At 63.7% G+C, this 16,383-nt stretch carries 13 protein-coding genes and 1 pseudogene; 5 read left to right on the forward strand and 9 right to left on the reverse strand.

Features of this window, described 5'->3' with window-relative positions:
• Positions 1-24 precede the first annotated feature (24 nt).
• Together V2S05_RS10615 and V2S05_RS10620 are read right to left on the reverse strand one after the other, a co-directional pair.
• Positions 25-1,260, reverse strand: a complete 1,236-nt coding sequence (locus V2S05_RS10615; RefSeq protein ID WP_413635160.1) for a 5-methylcytosine restriction system specificity protein McrC — start codon at positions 1,258-1,260, stop codon at positions 25-27.
• The gene (locus tag V2S05_RS10620; RefSeq protein WP_413635161.1) at positions 1,257-2,786 is read right to left on the reverse strand and encodes an McrB family protein; all 1,530 of its coding nucleotides are present in this window, start codon (positions 2,784-2,786) and stop codon (positions 1,257-1,259) included. The genes V2S05_RS10615 and V2S05_RS10620 overlap by 4 nt, the downstream gene beginning before the upstream one ends.
• A gap of 372 nt (positions 2,787-3,158) precedes the next feature.
• Here V2S05_RS10620 and V2S05_RS10625 point away from each other — a divergent pair, with 372 nt between their 5' ends.
• On the forward strand, positions 3,159-4,784 hold the full coding sequence (locus V2S05_RS10625; RefSeq protein ID WP_413635162.1) for an exonuclease domain-containing protein: 1,626 nt from the start codon (positions 3,159-3,161) through the stop codon (positions 4,782-4,784).
• A gap of 59 nt (positions 4,785-4,843) precedes the next feature.
• On the opposite strand, the gene V2S05_RS10630 is transcribed toward V2S05_RS10625, so the two are convergent.
• The 3 genes from V2S05_RS10630 to V2S05_RS10640 all read right to left on the reverse strand — a co-directional run bounded on the left by V2S05_RS10630 (position 4,844) and on the right by V2S05_RS10640 (position 7,490).
• Positions 4,844-5,989 (reverse strand): AAA family ATPase, encoded by a 1,146-nt coding sequence (locus tag V2S05_RS10630; RefSeq protein ID WP_413635163.1) that lies wholly within the window; start codon positions 5,987-5,989, stop codon positions 4,844-4,846.
• Positions 5,986-6,765: a DUF6414 family protein gene (locus tag V2S05_RS10635; protein WP_413635164.1), complete on the reverse strand. Its 780-nt coding sequence runs from the start codon at positions 6,763-6,765 to the stop codon at positions 5,986-5,988. The genes V2S05_RS10630 and V2S05_RS10635 overlap by 4 nt, the downstream gene beginning before the upstream one ends.
• A gap of 296 nt (positions 6,766-7,061) precedes the next feature.
• Positions 7,062-7,490 carry a hypothetical protein gene (locus V2S05_RS10640; RefSeq protein WP_413635166.1) on the reverse strand — a complete coding sequence of 143 codons (429 nt, stop codon included), beginning with the start codon at positions 7,488-7,490 and terminating at the stop codon, positions 7,062-7,064.
• Between the two features lie 686 nt (positions 7,491-8,176).
• On the opposite strand from V2S05_RS10640, the gene V2S05_RS10645 reads away from it, so the two are divergent.
• Together V2S05_RS10645 and V2S05_RS10650 are read left to right on the forward strand one after the other, a co-directional pair.
• Entirely contained in the window at positions 8,177-9,265 is a 1,089-nt protein-coding gene (locus tag V2S05_RS10645) for a relaxase domain-containing protein (protein ID WP_413635267.1), read from the forward strand.
• A 2-nt stretch (positions 9,266-9,267) separates the two neighbouring features.
• Positions 9,268-10,680, forward strand: a complete 1,413-nt coding sequence (locus tag V2S05_RS10650; RefSeq protein ID WP_413635167.1) for an ATP-dependent DNA helicase — start codon at positions 9,268-9,270, stop codon at positions 10,678-10,680.
• A gap of 238 nt (positions 10,681-10,918) precedes the next feature.
• On the opposite strand, the gene V2S05_RS10655 is transcribed toward V2S05_RS10650, so the two are convergent.
• Positions 10,919-11,464: a hypothetical protein gene (locus V2S05_RS10655; protein WP_413635169.1), complete on the reverse strand. Its 546-nt coding sequence runs from the start codon at positions 11,462-11,464 to the stop codon at positions 10,919-10,921.
• Between the two features lie 370 nt (positions 11,465-11,834).
• Here V2S05_RS10655 and V2S05_RS10660 point away from each other — a divergent pair, with 370 nt between their 5' ends.
• The gene (locus tag V2S05_RS10660; RefSeq protein ID WP_413635171.1) at positions 11,835-12,008 is read left to right on the forward strand and encodes a hypothetical protein; all 174 of its coding nucleotides are present in this window, start codon (positions 11,835-11,837) and stop codon (positions 12,006-12,008) included.
• A 182-nt stretch (positions 12,009-12,190) separates the two neighbouring features.
• Here the strand turns inward: V2S05_RS10660 and V2S05_RS10665 are convergent, their stop codons facing one another.
• Positions 12,191-12,922, reverse strand: coding sequence for a hypothetical protein (locus V2S05_RS10665; RefSeq protein ID WP_413635172.1), 732 nt, complete (start codon positions 12,920-12,922; stop codon positions 12,191-12,193).
• 320 nt (positions 12,923-13,242) lie between these two features.
• On the opposite strand from V2S05_RS10665, the gene V2S05_RS10670 reads away from it, so the two are divergent.
• Positions 13,243-13,872, forward strand: a complete 630-nt coding sequence (locus tag V2S05_RS10670; protein ID WP_413635174.1) for a hypothetical protein — start codon at positions 13,243-13,245, stop codon at positions 13,870-13,872.
• Positions 13,873-14,058: 186 nt separating this feature from the next.
• On the opposite strand, the gene V2S05_RS10675 is transcribed toward V2S05_RS10670, so the two are convergent.
• Together V2S05_RS10675 and V2S05_RS10680 are read right to left on the reverse strand one after the other, a co-directional pair.
• Entirely contained in the window at positions 14,059-15,864 is a 1,806-nt protein-coding gene (locus V2S05_RS10675; protein ID WP_413635175.1) for an RNA-directed DNA polymerase, read from the reverse strand.
• A gap of 88 nt (positions 15,865-15,952) precedes the next feature.
• Positions 15,953-16,383, reverse strand: a pseudogene (locus V2S05_RS10680) (hypothetical protein); the annotation flags it as partial.

Below are 16,383 nucleotides of genomic sequence, written 5' to 3' on the forward strand. Positions count from 1 at the left end.
CACTCCGCGCGCGGCCGTCTCCTCTCAGAGTCTGGCCAAGAGGTTGGGTGCGGACTGCTCTATGTGCGCGCGAGCAGACTCTGCGAAGCGGCGCTCAGAGTCTTCGGGATCAGTGCCGTCGCCAATCGCCCAGCGGAGGCGCGAAACTTGGATGTCGCCGACCTTTAGCGAAGGGTGAAGTACCTCCATCTGAGCAAAGTCCGCGATCACCGCGTGCGGACTCTTGTACGCAGCCGCGAACAGGACGGCCTGGGCGAGGTCCTGGCGATTCCAGCTTCGATCGCCAATCTTGTACTTGACATCTCCGGTGAATGGAGGTGGTCCGATCTCAAGGTCCGGATTCACGGACACAAACGCGGGTAGCAGGCGGCGTCCACCGGTCTTGACCACGCGCATCGGGGCGAGTGCTTCGGCGAGCACCTCGCGGATCGCGTCCTCGGCAACGGCTGCCGAGTTGAAGAGGAACGTCCCTGACGCATGGTCGCCCGACTCGAGGGAGCGACCGACGCCGGTCAGAAGGTCCATCGCGTACTTTAGGGCCGGCTTATAGGGGCGATATCGCGCGGGGAGACGCTCGAGATCAACGTCTCTAGCTTGAGAGGATGCAGGTGGCAGCTCGCGGGCAAAGTATGCCAGCCTCATTCGAAGGCGATCGTCAACCGCCGGGGAGCGAATGGACTGGGAGACAGCCGCCGCGAGCAACTGGTTGAACGGCGTGGTTTCGGTGAAGTCATCGAACTCGCAGTCGACAAGAACACGACCCTGAAGCCACTGGCGGGACGTTGTCACCAAGTCGACGTGGCCGCGCACGACTGGAAGACGCGCCGAAGAATGCACGTAGTCTTTCACAAGGCCTCGCCGGAACAGGTCGTCGAGCTCTCCGACAAACCACTCGATGATCACTCGCTGAAGTCCTAATGCGCCCTCCAGCGACGTCATAGACGAGTCGACGCGCGGCATGCCGTTTGACCTCGCGAGCAGATGCATGAAGTGCTGCATGCCGATCTTCGGTTCGACGATTATCGTCAAGTCCGGAAGTCCGACAACCCCAACTACGTTGCCAACTTCGACACGCCAGCTACCCCCGAAGAGTTTGGTCAGCCGGAAGACGGACCGAGAGTCGTCGCTGTGCGCGCCGCTGTTCCCCCACCACCGGCGCTCACCCGCGAGCTTCTTGCCAAGCAGTGCCAGCCTCCCTGCTTGATCATCGGTGAGCGCATGTGTGGCTGTTCGCGCCTCCGCGAGGCGGAGTGTTTTCATTCGCCGAAGAGGCTCTCAACGCTCAGGCCATCAAGACTGGCGACGTTTCCGCCGACGTAGTCCTCCAGTAGCGGCTGCACCTGTCGTTCCCACACTGCCCGCAGAGTGGCCCGACTCATTCGATCCAGCATGAAATAGCTGTGGCCGATGCCATGGTGACGGTCACCCATGAGAGCGAAGACTGCTTCGTTTAGGGCATCGAATCCGGAGTAGAGGGACGGTCCCAGCTCATTCACATGGCCGTTCTCGGAGTAGTGCGCCTTCAGAATCTCCGATGATGGCGTGACATCGAAGAAGTCGAAACGCCTTCGTAGCGCAAAGTCCACGCTCCTGATACTTCGGTCCGCGGTGTTCATGGTTCCGATGATGAACAGCTGTTCCGGCAACGCGAATCTATCCCGGTACATGAGTCGGACTTCCTGCTCGCGGTACTCAAGCAGGTAGTACAGCTCGCCGAACACCCGGGGAAGATTCGCCCGATTCATCTCGTCGATGATGAGCACCCGCGGCTGGCCGTCTTCTGCGATGGCCTCGGCCAATTGGACGATGGTCCCGGCAACTGGGGCGAACTCGAAGGCGCCGGCGGGGCCAATCGTGGGGCGGAGACCCTCGACGAACTCCTCATACCCGTATGTCGGATGGAACTGCACGACCTCGATCTGCGGATTGTGGTCGACGTATCCCGCTTGCCCGAGAAGGTAGGCAGCGAGGTGGCGAGCAACGAAGGTCTTGCCCGTGCCTGGCGGTCCTGCCAATACGATCTGCGGACTCGCGTCCCGAAGGCTCTCAACCGTGTTCAGGATCTCGTCCTCAGACCAGTGGATCGCGTTTCTGATCGTCCTGAGCTCCGCCTCCCCCACGTCTTGGAACGTCGGAACGTCGAGGACTCCCGACTCCGCCGCGGCGCGGTTCTGACTGGGGAGGGCGTCAGTAGTCGGAAGAATCGTCAGGAGCTCTGACAGCCAGCGAAGATGCCGTTTGATGTCCTCGTCACTCGGGATCCCGTCTCGGCTGTATCTGAAGGCCAGCAAGTTGCCGCGCGCGTACTGGGCACCGAGACCCGGGTCGCGGAGGTCGACATCGCGCGTTGCTTCGTCCATCAATGAAGTCCTCGAGGCCGGAGATTCGGACACTCGGCCCCATCCATCTGAAACGTTGACTTCGATGCCAGCCGGATCCAGCTTGGTTACGCCCTGGTTGAGCGACAAATAGGCCGCAGATCCATCCGCGGCGAACAGCAGCACGACGTACCAGCCGAGCGTTGGTCGGGGCGATTGAGCAGGGTCGAAGACTCGAACCCAGGGCACCTTTGCATTGTTGCCGGCCCCGTTGCTTCCCTTCACCTGCGATACGTGATCATCTGACGCGGCGAGAAGTGAGGCGAACTCAGCTGCGATTGCGTTGATCAGTTCGCGGCGGCGCGACATCGCGGGCGAAGTAAGGGGTGTGAAGTGGACCTGGAGCTCGAGCACTCCCTGGATCAATTCGCCAAGGCCACGCGGGAGGCTTTGGAGTTCGTCTGTCATCACGCCAACCTATTGCAGGCGCGATTCCGGCGGGCCACGCCATCCCGCGTCCCGCGGGCGAAGGAGAACACACGATCCAATTCGCGCACGCCGAACGTCCGCGACTCGGACCGACCGCGGACGCGTCGCGACTCTGAGCGGCTGGAAACCTCTGTGGCGTTGTGGCGGCCTCGGACTCCTCCATTACTAGAGGAGTCGCCCGATGCCCGATTGTCGGGCGCGGGCATCGGGATGAGTAGCGGGACCTGAACCCGTTACACACTCGACGACATACCTGTGGGTCATCGCGAGCGTACGTGCGACATCGGCGCGCCGCGGCAAGATGGGTCGAGTGCGCTCGTCAATCGGCAGCGCGGCGACGTGGGGAGAAGCATGGGCTGGCTCGATTGGTTGTTCGGCGGGGGTAGTGCGAAGAAGGATGCCGCGGCACCGCGAGTGGCCTCGCCGCCTCCGCTTTCACGCCCGCCCCACTTCGCCATCATCGACGTGGAGACAACGGGCCTATCCCCGAAGAAGGACCGCGTGCTGGAGCTCGCGGTCGTCCGAGTGGATCAAGGCGGCAACGTCGTCGACGAGTGGTCAACCCGGTTCAACCCCGAGGGGCCCGTCGGTGCGACCCACATCCACGGCATCAAGCAGGCCGATGTCGCGAACGCGCCACTATTCCGCGATGTCGCCGCTTCCGTCGTGCCGTACATCGCGGGGTTGCCCATCGCCGCGCACAACGCACGCTTCGACCTTGCGTTCCTCCGCGCAGAGTTCCGCCGCGCTGGCTGGGACGTTCCGTGGCTGCCGGCGTACTGCACGCTCGACGGCAGCCACCACTACATGCCTGATCTGGACCGTCGCCGCCTCGTCGACTGCTGCTGGAGCGCTCGCATCCCGCTGAACGACGCTCACTCAGCCCTCGGCGATGCTCGTGCGACTGCCGGCCTTCTTCGCCACTACCTGCAGGCCCAGGGTCGACTGCGTCCGCACCCGGCACTCGTCTCGGTGCAAGAAGGCGCACGAGGCGTGGTGTGGCCGGCAGGACCTAGCCGTGCACCACTCGAATTCCTGCCAGACGAGCAGGTCTCGGCGCGGTCGCGTCCCATCAGGGTCACCAGCGCGAAGCCGAAGCAACCGGCGCTCATTACGCAATTGTCGAAACTCAGCCTTGTCGAGGTGCTCGACGAGGGGGCACCGGTCGGATCACTGACGTACGTCGAAACCCTCCTCGACGCGCTCGAGGACGGCGTCATCTCCGAAGATGAAGCCGCCGCTCTGCAGGACCTCGTCGAGGTCTACGAGCTCAGTGACGCCGATGTCGCCGACGCACACCAGGCCCTCGTACTCGCTCTCGCACACAAGGCGCTCGACGACGGCCATGTCTCCCGCGACGAGCGGACCGAACTGGAATCCATCGCATCGTCGCTGCGGCTGTCGGGCGAGCTCATTCCGAAGCTGATCGCCGAGGCAGATGCCGCACGCGAAATACGGCTGAGCGCGAAACTCGGTCCGCTTCCTGCCAACTGGGCAGTCGGGGAGCCGCTGCGCGTCGGTGACAAGGTCGTATTCACCGGCTTCGACGGGCGAGAGCGTGAACGAACACGGCTGGAGCGGCGGACCCAGGAGCTCGGCGTCCGCGTGCTCGGAACTGTTTCCGGCCTCACCGCGATGCTCGTGAGCGACGGGTCCTTCGCAGGCGGCAAGCTCGCGCGAGCACAGGAGCTGGGGACCCGCGTCGTTGACCCCGAGACTTACGCCATCCTGGTCAAGCACCTTCAACCCGCCAGGGCCGCAGCACCCAAGCCGAGACGTGCCGCAGCAGCAACCACGACCGCCGTCGCTGGGAGCACGCCCGTCACCTTTCAAACGACCACCTCTCCCGGTGCGATCCGCGCATGGGGCATCGAGAACGGCTACACCGTCGGAGTTCGCGGCAGGCTCTCGACGGAACTGGTTCAGGCATACGAGCTTGCGCTGCTCGATGCGCAGACGGACCCCGCAGGTCCGTAAGCCGGTCCGTATTCAAACAATGCCCTCGGGTGGCGCCCTTGCGCGCCTCAGGGGCTCGTTCAACGTGCGGGTCCGCGCTTCTCCACCTCCGCCTCGTCGTGCTCCTGGGCGTCGAGGGCGGCGTGGACGAGAAGGTGCGAGATTATCTCGTCGACCGTCTTGCCGATCGTCCGGACGTTACTGAACCCGTGATGACTATGGATAGCGGCACGGACGAGGTCGAGGTCGACATGTTCGCGCTCCGCGTCAGAAAGGTCAGCGTACTTGGAGTCGATGAGCTGGTCGGCGATCTTCGCCACAGCCTCCTCCGACAGCGCCTGATACTGAATCATCGCTGTGAAGCGGGAGGCGAGCGCGTCGCCGAGTTCGTTGTGCACTTCGCGTTCGGAACTGTAATTAGAGGTGCAGATGATGAGCGCGGGGCCGAGGTCTACGCGATAGTTCTTGTCAACGAAGACTCCTTCGTCGAACATCTCATAGAACGCGCTATGAAAGGTGGGATGTGCTTTATCGAACTCGTCGATGAGGATCACGCCCGACTCACGATCGAGCAGGTCATGCGCCAGCGACCGCTCCGAATGGCTTCCTCCGAAAATATAGGACGCAAACTTTTCGCTGTGGTACATCGAGAACTGGATGCGGAGCAGCTTTCCGCCGAGAAAGTCGTTAACCAGGCGACCCGTCTCGGTCTTGCCGACTCCGGACGGGCCATACAGCATCAACACCACCGGCTTCCCCGCCGCCGGCGCGGTCAGCTGGTAAAGCGCCGGAAGGAGCCGCTCTCGCACCTGCTCTTGGCCGATGACACGCTCCGCGAACGACCGCCGAACCCGCGCCAGCGCCGCCAGGTCGAGGCGCGGGTAAATGTAGTTCTTGACCTCTACCTCGAAGATTCGCTGGAGCTGGTCCTGCACGTGGACGGGCGGATTCTGCAGATGCAAGTGCTTGGGATCGATCTCCAACACCAACCCGGCGAAGTTATTCAGCCAGGCTTCGCTGAGCGTCATGTAGTCACTTGAGGTGGCGACAACATGCCCGGGCCGCTCACGCTCATCTTCCTGAGCTTCACCGCGGACCCGGAAGGTTCGCCGGTCGACATCAATAGCGGTGATGTGTTCCGCGAGCTGTGTCGCTGCTAGGTGCGAGGTCTCCTCGTCGAACCAGTGCAGCGGGCCGAAGTAGACGGTGATGACCGGTCGCTTCATCCTTCGATACCTGCCAGCACCACGTCGTACACGTCGAGCATCTCGGCTTCGGGTGCCGCCGGTGCGCTCTGCGAATCCACATTCGCCAAGAGGGCCACACCGGATACGTCCGCATCCTGCGCGGGCGCTCCCATCTCAGCCTGCATGTCCAGACGGTCCTCGCGAACCTGGCCCACGCGGATCCCGTGAAAGACCAGGTTCATCTTCGCCAGGTCCGCGAGGCCGTAGTTGTTGCGGAACGCGCGGATGTTGAACCGCAGTATGCGCCGGGCACTCCCGTCCCCAGGCGTCGCAACCAATTCGTAGTAGCCCTTCGCCCGCTCAAGCGCCTCGTCGAGCATGGCCAGGTCGACGCCGGCGTCAGCGGTCCGGGCGATGACCATGAACGGTGTGAACATCTTCATGTAGGCCATCGAACCCGGTGCGGCCGCGACCGTGACATCCCGCATCTTGTCGATAAGCTCGTCGGCTGCCGACTCGCGCAGGTAGTCGGTGAGGATAGTGTTCGACAGCGTCTTGCTGAGAAAGCTCTGTCCGAGCGAGGACGCGTCCACGCCGCCACCGACCTCGGCCGACCCCCCGACGAACGGGATCCAGCTGAGCTTGGCGGCGATCTTCGTCGTGACCTCGGCATGTGCTTGCACAGCTCGCTCGCGCCGCTGCTCTTCGGTGGTCGCTTCCTTCCCGCCGGCCGCGATGTCCAAATAGTCAGACGCCGTCTGCTCGTCGAAGTACACAACTTTGATGAAGAGCTTCGCCTTTTCCTCGCCGCCCACGACCCGCCCAATCTCCCCGGTGGACGGGAAGTCCGCCCCAGTGGTTCCACACTATGGCTCACCACCGACACCGCGTCCCTGCTTGGACCTCACGTTGCTGACGATGCGTGCGCGCCCGGGCTCGACCTCGTCGGCGAACGCCCAGAGATGTGGCGACCCGGGCGGTGCGTAACGTGGTTCACGTTTGCCGCCACGTTCGGGTCCTAGCGTGGGAACTAGTCATCCCGTGCGTACGTCGGCCGGCGCGAGGGCGGTGCGCGCTTGAAGAGCCAGGCGCGCCGGCGGGCGCATCCGCTTCACATTTCGTCGTGCGCAGAGGCGCTAGGCCCGTGGTCTGCTGAACGATGCTCGCGCGAACTCCGAGGGCAGCGTCGCCACCAGACGCGCGAGCGGCGCGCCGCTTCGATGGCTTCTCGTTCCACCCGCGCTTGCTCGTCGCGTTCACGCCGCTTCGTTTCTTGCCTTTCGCGCTCAATCACTGCGGCGTGATCCTCCCGGTCCTGGAGAACAATCCACAAGAGATAGCCGAACAGCACAAACACCGACCAGGCGAACGCCGCCCATCCCGCGAAACCCAGGATCTGGTCAATGCCGTGGGTCTGCACACCCACGACTGTCACGACAAGGCCGACCAGCGCCGCGAGCATGCCAGATTCGACTATCCAGTTGAATACGCGCTGATGCCGACGCACATCCCGAATCACACGACGGTGTTCGATCGCCATGGTCACAAGAAGCAGAGGAAAGACGGCGGACAACGCGATGCACGTTGACTGACTCATTGCCCTCGATCCACGGGCGCAGCGCGGCTACACATGTCGCGATCGTATCGAGGATCACGGACACCATGTCGCAACCGAGCTGGAGCCAAGAGTCAAGAGGCAAGAGCCGCAAGTCGAGAGCCAACAAGGAAGACCAAGAATGAACTGAAGCAGAGAGAGTGAACCCGCAATGCACGCAGGCACCCGGCGTGAGCGACACCCTTTAGAAGCACTCTCCTACACGTACCTTCACGCCATAAAAATCCCTGGATAAACAGGAAAACGTAACTTACTCTGGCGGCATGAGAGGAGGCCTCGAGCGATGGAAGCGAGGTGTCGAATCCCGAGGGGTTCGACAAGCGATCTCGTACGCGCTCGAGGGCACCTGCGATGCTCACACGTATCACTCCCCCGGCGTTGACGCACTCGAAGCGTACGGTGCCGCATCCGATTCAACCGTCCCACGGTTCATCGTCGAGAACGGCGTCATCACCTCCGACGGCCTCACCGCCGGCGGCTTGCGCGTCTGGCTCACCGGCCACGACCCGGTCACCGGGTAAGAGCGCGGCCATCAGCGGCTGAGCCCCGACGCCGACCTGCTGCTCGACGGGACGATCAACCACCCGAAGTCGTACAGCATCGCTGCGCTGCTGCATCCCGAACTCGCCGCCGAGTTCGAATCGCTCCAGGATAGGCTGCGCGACCGCATCCTGCTCACATGGCAGACGGAGCTCAACGCGCGGCGCGGGCACGGCGGGCTCATCCGCGAGGAGGTCACCCACATCGAGGTCGTCGAGCTGCAGCATCGGCGCTCGCGCGCGCTCGACCCGCACATCCACCGTCACCTCTGGCTGAACATCAAGGTGCTGGGCGCGGACGGCAAGTGGTCAAACCTCGACTCGCGCGTCGCGATGAAGATGCACACGGTGGTCAACGCCGAGGGTGAGCTCGCCGCCCGCACCGATCCGGCCTGGATCGCCGCGCTCGCCCGGCACGGTTACACGCTCGACCTCGATGGGGAGATCGCCGCGTTCGCTGGCGCCGTCCGACCTGTGTCGCGCAGGTCGGCGCAAATCGAAGGCAACCGCGCGCGCCTGATCGCGGAGTGGTCGGCGGCGCACGGAGGATCTGCGCCGAGCGTGGAGGTGCTGCAGCAGATCGATCGGCGCGCGTGGGCGGTGTCGCGTCCGAACAAGCCGGCCGATCTCGATGAGGCTTCGTGGGAGGCGCGTGTCCGCGACGAGATCGGAGCGATCGATCCGAGTCTGATCAATCCCCGCGCACCCCTTTCGATTGCTGCGACAGACCCGCATGCGGTCGACCTGGATCTACTCGCGGCACAGGCGGTCGTCGACGCGGACGAACGGTCCACGTCATGCGGCGGGAGGTTCGGCATCCTCGACATCCGCGCCGGAGCGATACGAGCGCTCTCGCGCACGGGCGTCGTGGCGGAGCGCGACCGGCTCGATGGCGTGATCGCCGAGATCACGGAACGTGCCACGCGTTCCGTCTACCGGCTCGTTGCGGATGATCCGCCGGCGCACGTCAAGGCGTTCATGGCGACCGAGACCGTGCGCGCCAAGGTGCGTCTCGCGGGCCGCTTGGACGTGCTCGCCCGCCCCGGGCGTTCCCTGCTGCCGGGCGAGTTGCACCGGCTCGCACCGAACCAGGATCTGTCGGCCTGGATGCGTCGCAAAGCGTTGCCGCGTGCGCCATCGCCGGCACGGACGGGCTCGTGACGGTGACCGGTCCCGCCGGCGCGGGCAAGACGACGATGCTGCGCGCTGCGTTCGCCGCGCTCACCTCGCAGCGGCGGCGGATGCTCGTTGTCGCACCCACTCGGAAGGCTGCTTCGATGGCGTCTCGCGAGGCGGGGGCCGCGGCATCCAGTATTCATGCCTTGCTTTCGGACCATGGCTACCGATGGGGCACCGACAAGGCCGGCGCGAAGGTGTGGACCAGGCTTCGAGTGGGAGAAGTCGATCCCAGCACGGGCGCCGTATACGGCGGACCAACCCGGTACGTGCTGCGTTCTCGCGATCGGATCGTCGTCGACGAAGCCGGCATGGTGGACCTGCAGACGGCGAACGTCCTCGTCGAGCTCGCGATCGAGCAGGGTGTCGGGCTGGCGTTCGTGGGTGACACGCATCAGGCGTTGCCGGTCGGACATGCGGGTGCGATGGGTTCTGCGATCCGGCACGCGAATGCTGCGATCGAGCTCGACACGGTGCACCGGTTCCGCGATCCCGGCTACGCGGCGCTCACACTGCGGCTGCGGGATGCGGGTGATCGCGAGCGAGCGCTGGTGGTTGCGGGCGAGCTTGCCGAACACGGTCACGTCGACCGGGTCGAACATCACGACGCGGCGCGCGAGCGGATGATCGACGCTTACTTCGACTGGCACGCACGCGGCAGGCGGGTGACGCTGGTATCTGGCACGAATGCTGAGGCGGATACGATCAACGACGCCATCCAGCAGCGGCGAGTCGATCAGGGCGACCTGGACGTCCGCGTCGCTGCGTGGGGAATCGGGCAGCAGCGCATCCTCGTCGGCGACACCGTCCAGACGCGTCGCAACGACCGGCTCACGGGAGTCGAGAATCGCGCGAAGTGGATCGTGCGGGGCATCCGCAACGAGTACCTGTCTCTTGTTTCCGTGAGCGACAGCGGCGAGGTGGCGCGTGTGTCCACCGAGTACGCGCGCGAGCACCTGCAGCTCGCCTACGCATCCACCGTGCACGGCGTGCAGGGCGACACCGCCGATGCCTCGGTGGTCGGGCCGGATGTCGATGCAGCGGGACTCTACGTGGGCCTCACGCGCGGTCGGCTGAGCAACGTGGCGTTCGACGTGGCGCGGACGGATGCCGCGGCCCGCGAGTGCCTCGTCGAGTCGATGCAGCGCGGGACTCCGGAATTGACCATGCAAGACGCTGTGCGCGCGGCCCAGGCTGAGGCGCGGCGTGCGGCGAGGAACCGGGAGGCGGCGATGGCTACGGGGCCGGTGGTCGGGGGCCGAGTGCGGGGCGCGGGATCGGGATGTAGCGGCGTTTCGATACACGGGCGCTCAGCAGGCAGGCGGCCGAGAGCCGGCTATTCGGGTGAGGTTGGATGCGCCGACAACAAGGGCCCTAGCGCTATCTCCGCGCCTGTATAGCTAAAGGACCGGCATGCGGGCATCCAGCACAGCTAGAAGCCAGAAGCCAGAAGCCAGAACTACCGATGACGTAGCCTGAGCATCCCACCTCAACTCATAGGCATGGTCCGGAGGCGCCTACAGCGCACGGTGGTCTGGAGCCCAGCGCTATACATGTGCCTGGCCGAACATCGAGTTCACCTCGAACTCGTTTCGCTCGCAGCCCGCTTCAACCAGCACCTGGCGTATCAGCGCGGTCTCAGACCGCAGGATAGATCGACTTCTTCTTGGCATACCGCTCTGCCTCCTTAGAGTTGAGATACGCGCCCGTTTGCAAGTTGCGCACCCACAACCGACCGGAAGCATCCCGAATCTCGATGAGGGTGAGAGGCAGTTCAGCGTCCGAGTAGCCGGCAAGGCGCACGCTCCCCTCCTCTCGGGGAGCTAGCCCATTCACGTCTTTGCCTCCCACGGCAAATCGCTTGCGCTTGAACGACTTGTCGGCGTACTCGTTCAATACCCACACCATCGGGATGTGATAGTCCGTGGCGTTCTGTGCTTGGATCACCGCGTCATAGACGTACTTGTCGTCAGCGCCCTTCTTCGCCTCCCACGCGAACCATGTCACGAATCCGTCTGCTTGTGCTCGCTCCGCTGTTTCCCGCTGATGATTCAGCAAGTAGAAACCGAAGATGAACGCCCCGGTCGTGCCGAGCGCCGCGATCCAGTCTGCGACGTTGCCCCACTCCCACACTTCGTAGCCCCACATCTTCGCCCAGTTGTTCCAGAGATCTGCCCATGACACATCGTGAGACTAGCGTTCGAGCCCTTAACTACCCGGACGCCCCACACTCGAACCTCACTATCCAACTTCCGCCGCCAGCCGACGCGCAGCAACGAGCAGTCGCCGGACAATCTTTCGAGCCGCAGCGGCGAAGCTTTCGATTGGAGGAACCCGCTGCGCGACCCCAGCCAGGTCGCCGCGACCATCGGCGAGGATTGGATTGACACAGCGACGAGCGGACTTTACGAGATTCTGCGCAACCAACGGCGCAGCAGTGATTCAGTGATCTCGGTCAAGCAGTCGGGACACCGTCGTTTCCGCGAGCAGGGAGATCGCGATCAATCAGTGTTCGGTGTTTGTCAACCGGACGATACGGACGTACAAATACAGCATGAGCGACAGATATGACGAGTTCGAACCCAACAACCCACTTCCCGAGTTCCAGGTACCGTGCGAGCACAACAACGTTGAAGAGTCCGTGGATTTTCGCGGGGTCAGCGACGGTTACCGCGTTTGTACAGACTGCGGCGCGCGGCAATATCGCGAGCACCACGACCAGCGCTGACGACCGACAGAGGCGTGCCTCCTCGTTGGGCCCTTTCCGAAGTGCTACCGGTCCTCGCTGATGAATCTGTCGTCCGTTGACCTCAAAGCAGCGCCGCGGGACCGGCTCACGGTCAGGGCGCCAGTCCTGATAGCCGGCGCCGGGGACTCGCACACTGTTTGGGTGCACGGCGCGCAGCGGTCCTAGTCGGCAGTAGGGCCGGCCGCATCGGACGCGCTGACAGCGATCGCAGTCAATAACTCGACGCGGTCTGCGTTCGGTATCCGTTCAAGGCCCGCTCCATCAACCAGGAGGGACCCCGCAGTGGTGAGCCCGAAGTCGCTGAAACGCGCCCCGCCCACTTCAGGCAAGCCTTCTGCGTCCAGGCGCTGCGAGGCACCCAACAGCTGATCAACGTAGTAGAGCTCGGTGAAGACCTCGTGGGCGCTCCACATGCTCCACTGGGGAGGGTGCTCACCCGCTTCGATGTCGGGAAGGGGCGAAGCTTCGCGCGAACGCACAGCGGCAAGCGCGACGAGTTTAGGCCAGCTAGCACGCTCCAACTCAGATAGAAGGCGATGAGCCGTGCGCTCATCGATAGATGAATCAGTGGCGATATTTGCCAAGGCTGCGGCGACATAGGGCAGCTTGCGTTCTTCGTACGTCTTCTGCGCGACGCGCAGGACATGCTCGATCACCTCATCTATCGGAGCGCGTCCTTGCACTCGCTCCCGCATCAAGGCGTCGCCGCGCACGGCCCGTCCATTAGCGATGTGAGCAAGGACCTCATCCCTGGCCATGATTAGGACTGCGCCGACACGCGCAGCCTCTCGTTGCGAGAGCACACGGTCGGTCATCTCGCCGAGCGCTGATGCGACGCTGCCGCCTAGGACCGCGCCGATCGCTCCAGGAAAGTCGCCGACCACAGCAGACACGGACGCGCCAGCAAGAGCGCCCGCCAGTTCGGATCCGCGTGCAAGTAGGCGGGCGGTGGGGGCGGTGGGCACACCCAAGTATTTCGTATGCGCACCGCGACACTCGTGGTGCCGGTCGTCCACGAGTGGAGTCAGCGCCGGTCAGTGCGGGCGTTGTCGCGCCGGAAGTGTCGGAGACGAACTGAACTCCACCAAGGCGTCCGCCATCCTCCGAGCGCAACCGGTGGTGGACCCCCACCCGCACACGCTCATCGACCTCGATGTGCGCGCCCACCGGTGAGCGCGGGCGCGACTACGCGTTGTTAGGCCAGACTGTGGCAGTGGTCAACGAATACGGTCGTCCTGTCTACGTACTCGGCGCGGGGTTCTCCCGTGCGATTAGTGAGCACATGCCCCTCACCGACGCGCTCGGTGACGCGATCCGAAACCAGGTGGGCGCGGATAATTTACCGGAATCCATCAATGGGAGCTTCGAAGACTGGCTGACCCTGCTGTCTACCCCACTGCCATTTCTCGAGGGTTACGCAAACACAGAACGGCGGGCGATAGCTGAGCGAGTGACGGCTGCGATCGCTATCGAGTTGGAGCGTTGCGCCGACCTTGCGTCTCGCGACGCTCCGCCGCTATGGCTATCGCAACTCGTGGCGCTCTGGCACGCCGAGCGCGCAGTCGTTCTCACCTTCAATTACGACACCCTTGTCAAACGAGCAGTGACCACGACGGAGCCGATCGTTGATTTCGATTACGACGAGGCGCCGCTCGCTGTGTCCGGACCGCAAGTGGTTTACCCCGCGCCAGCGGCGCCTGTGGGTGCGGCCGAGAACCCCGCCACGTTTCTGACTTCGGACTCCCTCCAGCTGCTCAAGCTCCACGGTTCACTGAATTGGTACTGGGCGCAGGGAGACGGATCAACTTATTTCCTCTCACCCGCAGCCGAGTCCGCCGAGTGATGCCGCGAATGAAGTTCTTCGATCCGCTGCCGCTCCGTGCGACTCGAGTCTCTGCTCGTCCATGGACCCGCTTCGGCGCCGGGTGCAGCTAGGGCACTCGCGAAACCGCGGCTATCCTTCCCCCGAGCATCACCGTTGGGAAGGACGCGCAGATGCTGAGCTGTCCTGTGCGAGATTGCGGTCCGTCTACGACTTCGAGTCGATAATTCCCTTGATGACAACGTCCGCCAGGTGATCTTCACGGATGCCATCGAGGAAGCTCTCCGACCACGCCAGTCGATCATGATTGGCCGCCACGAGGCCGGCGATATCACTCTTGTACGCCTCGGGCGCTTGCGCTCTCAGCGCACGAGCATCCTCACCGCGCAGCGTCCCGTTTGCAGCTAGGACGCGTGCCGCCTCAAGCCGCGGCAGCCAGCCCATTGCGGGCTCACTTAGAAACGTTGTCACAGCTGCGACCGTGGCCGGCTCTGCTGACGCGACGCATCGACTGAGAACTCGAAGGACCCACGCCTGCTGCCAATCCGTCATGTAGGCGGTCCCCACGAGGAACTCACCGCAGATCGCCGCCACGTGATCCGCGTGTGTCTCGCACAAGCTGAGTAGATAGGAGCAAACCTCGTCCGTCTCGTCAGGGAAGTCGCGCAACGCCTCGAGGACCGTTCCGAGGGCACCCGGCGCTTTTACGCTGGCCAAGCGCTGGAGGCAGTAGACGATTCGAGCGTGGCGCAGCTGTGCCGGGAGGTCCCCCTCGCGATTTATGGCATCGCGGTAGAGCTCTTCGAGCACCTCTTGGGCAGAGGGGTTCAGGAAGGGAGCGATGAGGTCCCTGAATTCCTCAGGATCCATTGAGCCGTGATAGAAGTAGCGCCATTGAGCATCCTCATCGATCTCGTACTCGGACGCGATCTCAGCGAGCTCCTCCTCCGACTTGTCTCCAAGCTCATCCACCCGAGCCTCTCGGATTCTCACCTTGAACTCTTCGCTGGCCGTAGACACATCGCGAGACTCCGCTTCGTAGCGCTGACGTGGCTGGATCCACAGCTTCCGCCCGTTCGGAAGAAGAGCGCATCGACGTAACGCGGCCTCGAAGAGGTGAGCCGCCCTAACCGCGGCATCTTTTGTTAGTGCAAGTAGGCGATAGTCGTCTCCGTGTCGAGCGAAACGTACTCCGCTCGCGATCAGTTCGCGATCAGCGCCCGCAAGGTAGAGCGTCGCGAGTGAGTCCGACGAGCCGAGTCCTTGAGGCAACCCGCGATCGGCACCCATAATCATCCGGAGGAACGTGATCAACGTGTCAGTTAGCATTGCGTCGACTCCGGCGTCGGCCAGGGCGCGTCGCAGGCGCGCATGATCGATCGACTCATAGAACCCGGCAACGTCAGCGTGTAGCACAAACGCCTCAGGCGAGGTGAGTACGAACTCGTCCAACTTCTTCCAAGACGGCGTGCTTCCGTCGGCCCGCGGCCAGATTGCCACGGTGTCAGGCGGAAGCCGCCGCTGGATCTTCGGCCGCGCCCTGGCTACAAGTGCCTCGAACACCACTCGATCCTTGAGGGTCATCACCGCCGCCGGTCGAGTCAAGAGTCCCGGCTTGCGAACCGTAACGAAGTCAGCAGGATCGGGCTGGTAGCTGCCATCTTGTAGCCGCGTATGGAGACCACGTGCGAACCCGGCTGCGATGCGGCCGGCGACTTTGTCGCCGTCTCTCGGAGGGAAGAGATCATTCCGCCCGTCGGCCACTTTCAGCGCGTCCACCAGTTCGGATTCAGTAATGTTCGTTAGCGCGGTTGGCACTAGCTCCAAGCCTCTCAAACGGGTTTGCGATTGAGACTCCGCCGTGAGTCTCCTCACATCGTATGGGGACTTGGATTCAGCGCTCCGATATCGTCTCCAACGAAAGCGTGCCGCAGCGAACCTCGAGATGTACACCACCCTGAGCGCCGCGCGTTCGTACTTGGCGTCGGGGCTGCTGCCGTCTCGAGCAGACAAGGACTCAATCGTGACAGTGGTTCGCGCCCAACTGGAAGGTGGGCACCTAGGTGCACCCAACTCAGATCGCGTTACCCTCGCAACGGAATCATCCGCCAGTTTGGTATGGGGGATACCACATGGGTTGACGCCCCCTAAGCCTCAGCCTGCGAAGCAACCCCGTCGCAGCCGTCGAGAAGCGGACGGCTCGGATGCTTCGAGGACTGCCGCGAATGAAGGTCCTCGGAAGCGCACCCGTCACGCCAGGAGCCCGGGTCCCCACCCGTAGCCCCCGGCGTTGCAGGCTTACGGCTTGACGAACACCTCGTCGGCGAACATGCCGGATCGACACGACCAGGCCGACGACGCCCATCCATTTGCGTCCGCCCTTGAGGAACAGCGAGACGATGCTGAGCACGAAGGCGATCGGCAGCAGAACCCAGCCGACGGTCAGCGCACCGGGAACGCACGCGAAGATGAACCCCACGATGGCGACGATCATCGCGATTAGCGCGACGACGTTCTTCTTGCCGGGCACCG

This window comes from Microbacterium sp. OR16, from assembly GCF_047306725.1.
Taxonomy (GTDB): Bacteria; Actinomycetota; Actinomycetes; order Actinomycetales; family Microbacteriaceae; genus Microbacterium.

Bases quoted from the DNA above. Each gene is read 5' to 3' on its own strand.
- V2S05_RS10615 (WP_413635160.1), bottom strand. From the start codon at position 1,260: ATGAAAACACTCCGCCTCGCGGAGGCGCGAACAGCCACACATGCGCTC.
- V2S05_RS10620 (WP_413635161.1), bottom strand. From the start codon at position 2,786: ATGACAGACGAACTCCAAAGCCTCCCGCGTGGCCTTGGCGAATTGATC.
- V2S05_RS10625 (WP_413635162.1), top strand. From the start codon at position 3,159: ATGGGCTGGCTCGATTGGTTGTTCGGCGGGGGTAGTGCGAAGAAGGAT.
- V2S05_RS10630 (WP_413635163.1), bottom strand. From the start codon at position 5,989: ATGAAGCGACCGGTCATCACCGTCTACTTCGGCCCGCTGCACTGGTTC.
- V2S05_RS10640 (WP_413635166.1), bottom strand. From the start codon at position 7,490: ATGGCGATCGAACACCGTCGTGTGATTCGGGATGTGCGTCGGCATCAG.
- V2S05_RS10660 (WP_413635171.1), top strand. From the start codon at position 11,835: ATGAGCGACAGATATGACGAGTTCGAACCCAACAACCCACTTCCCGAG.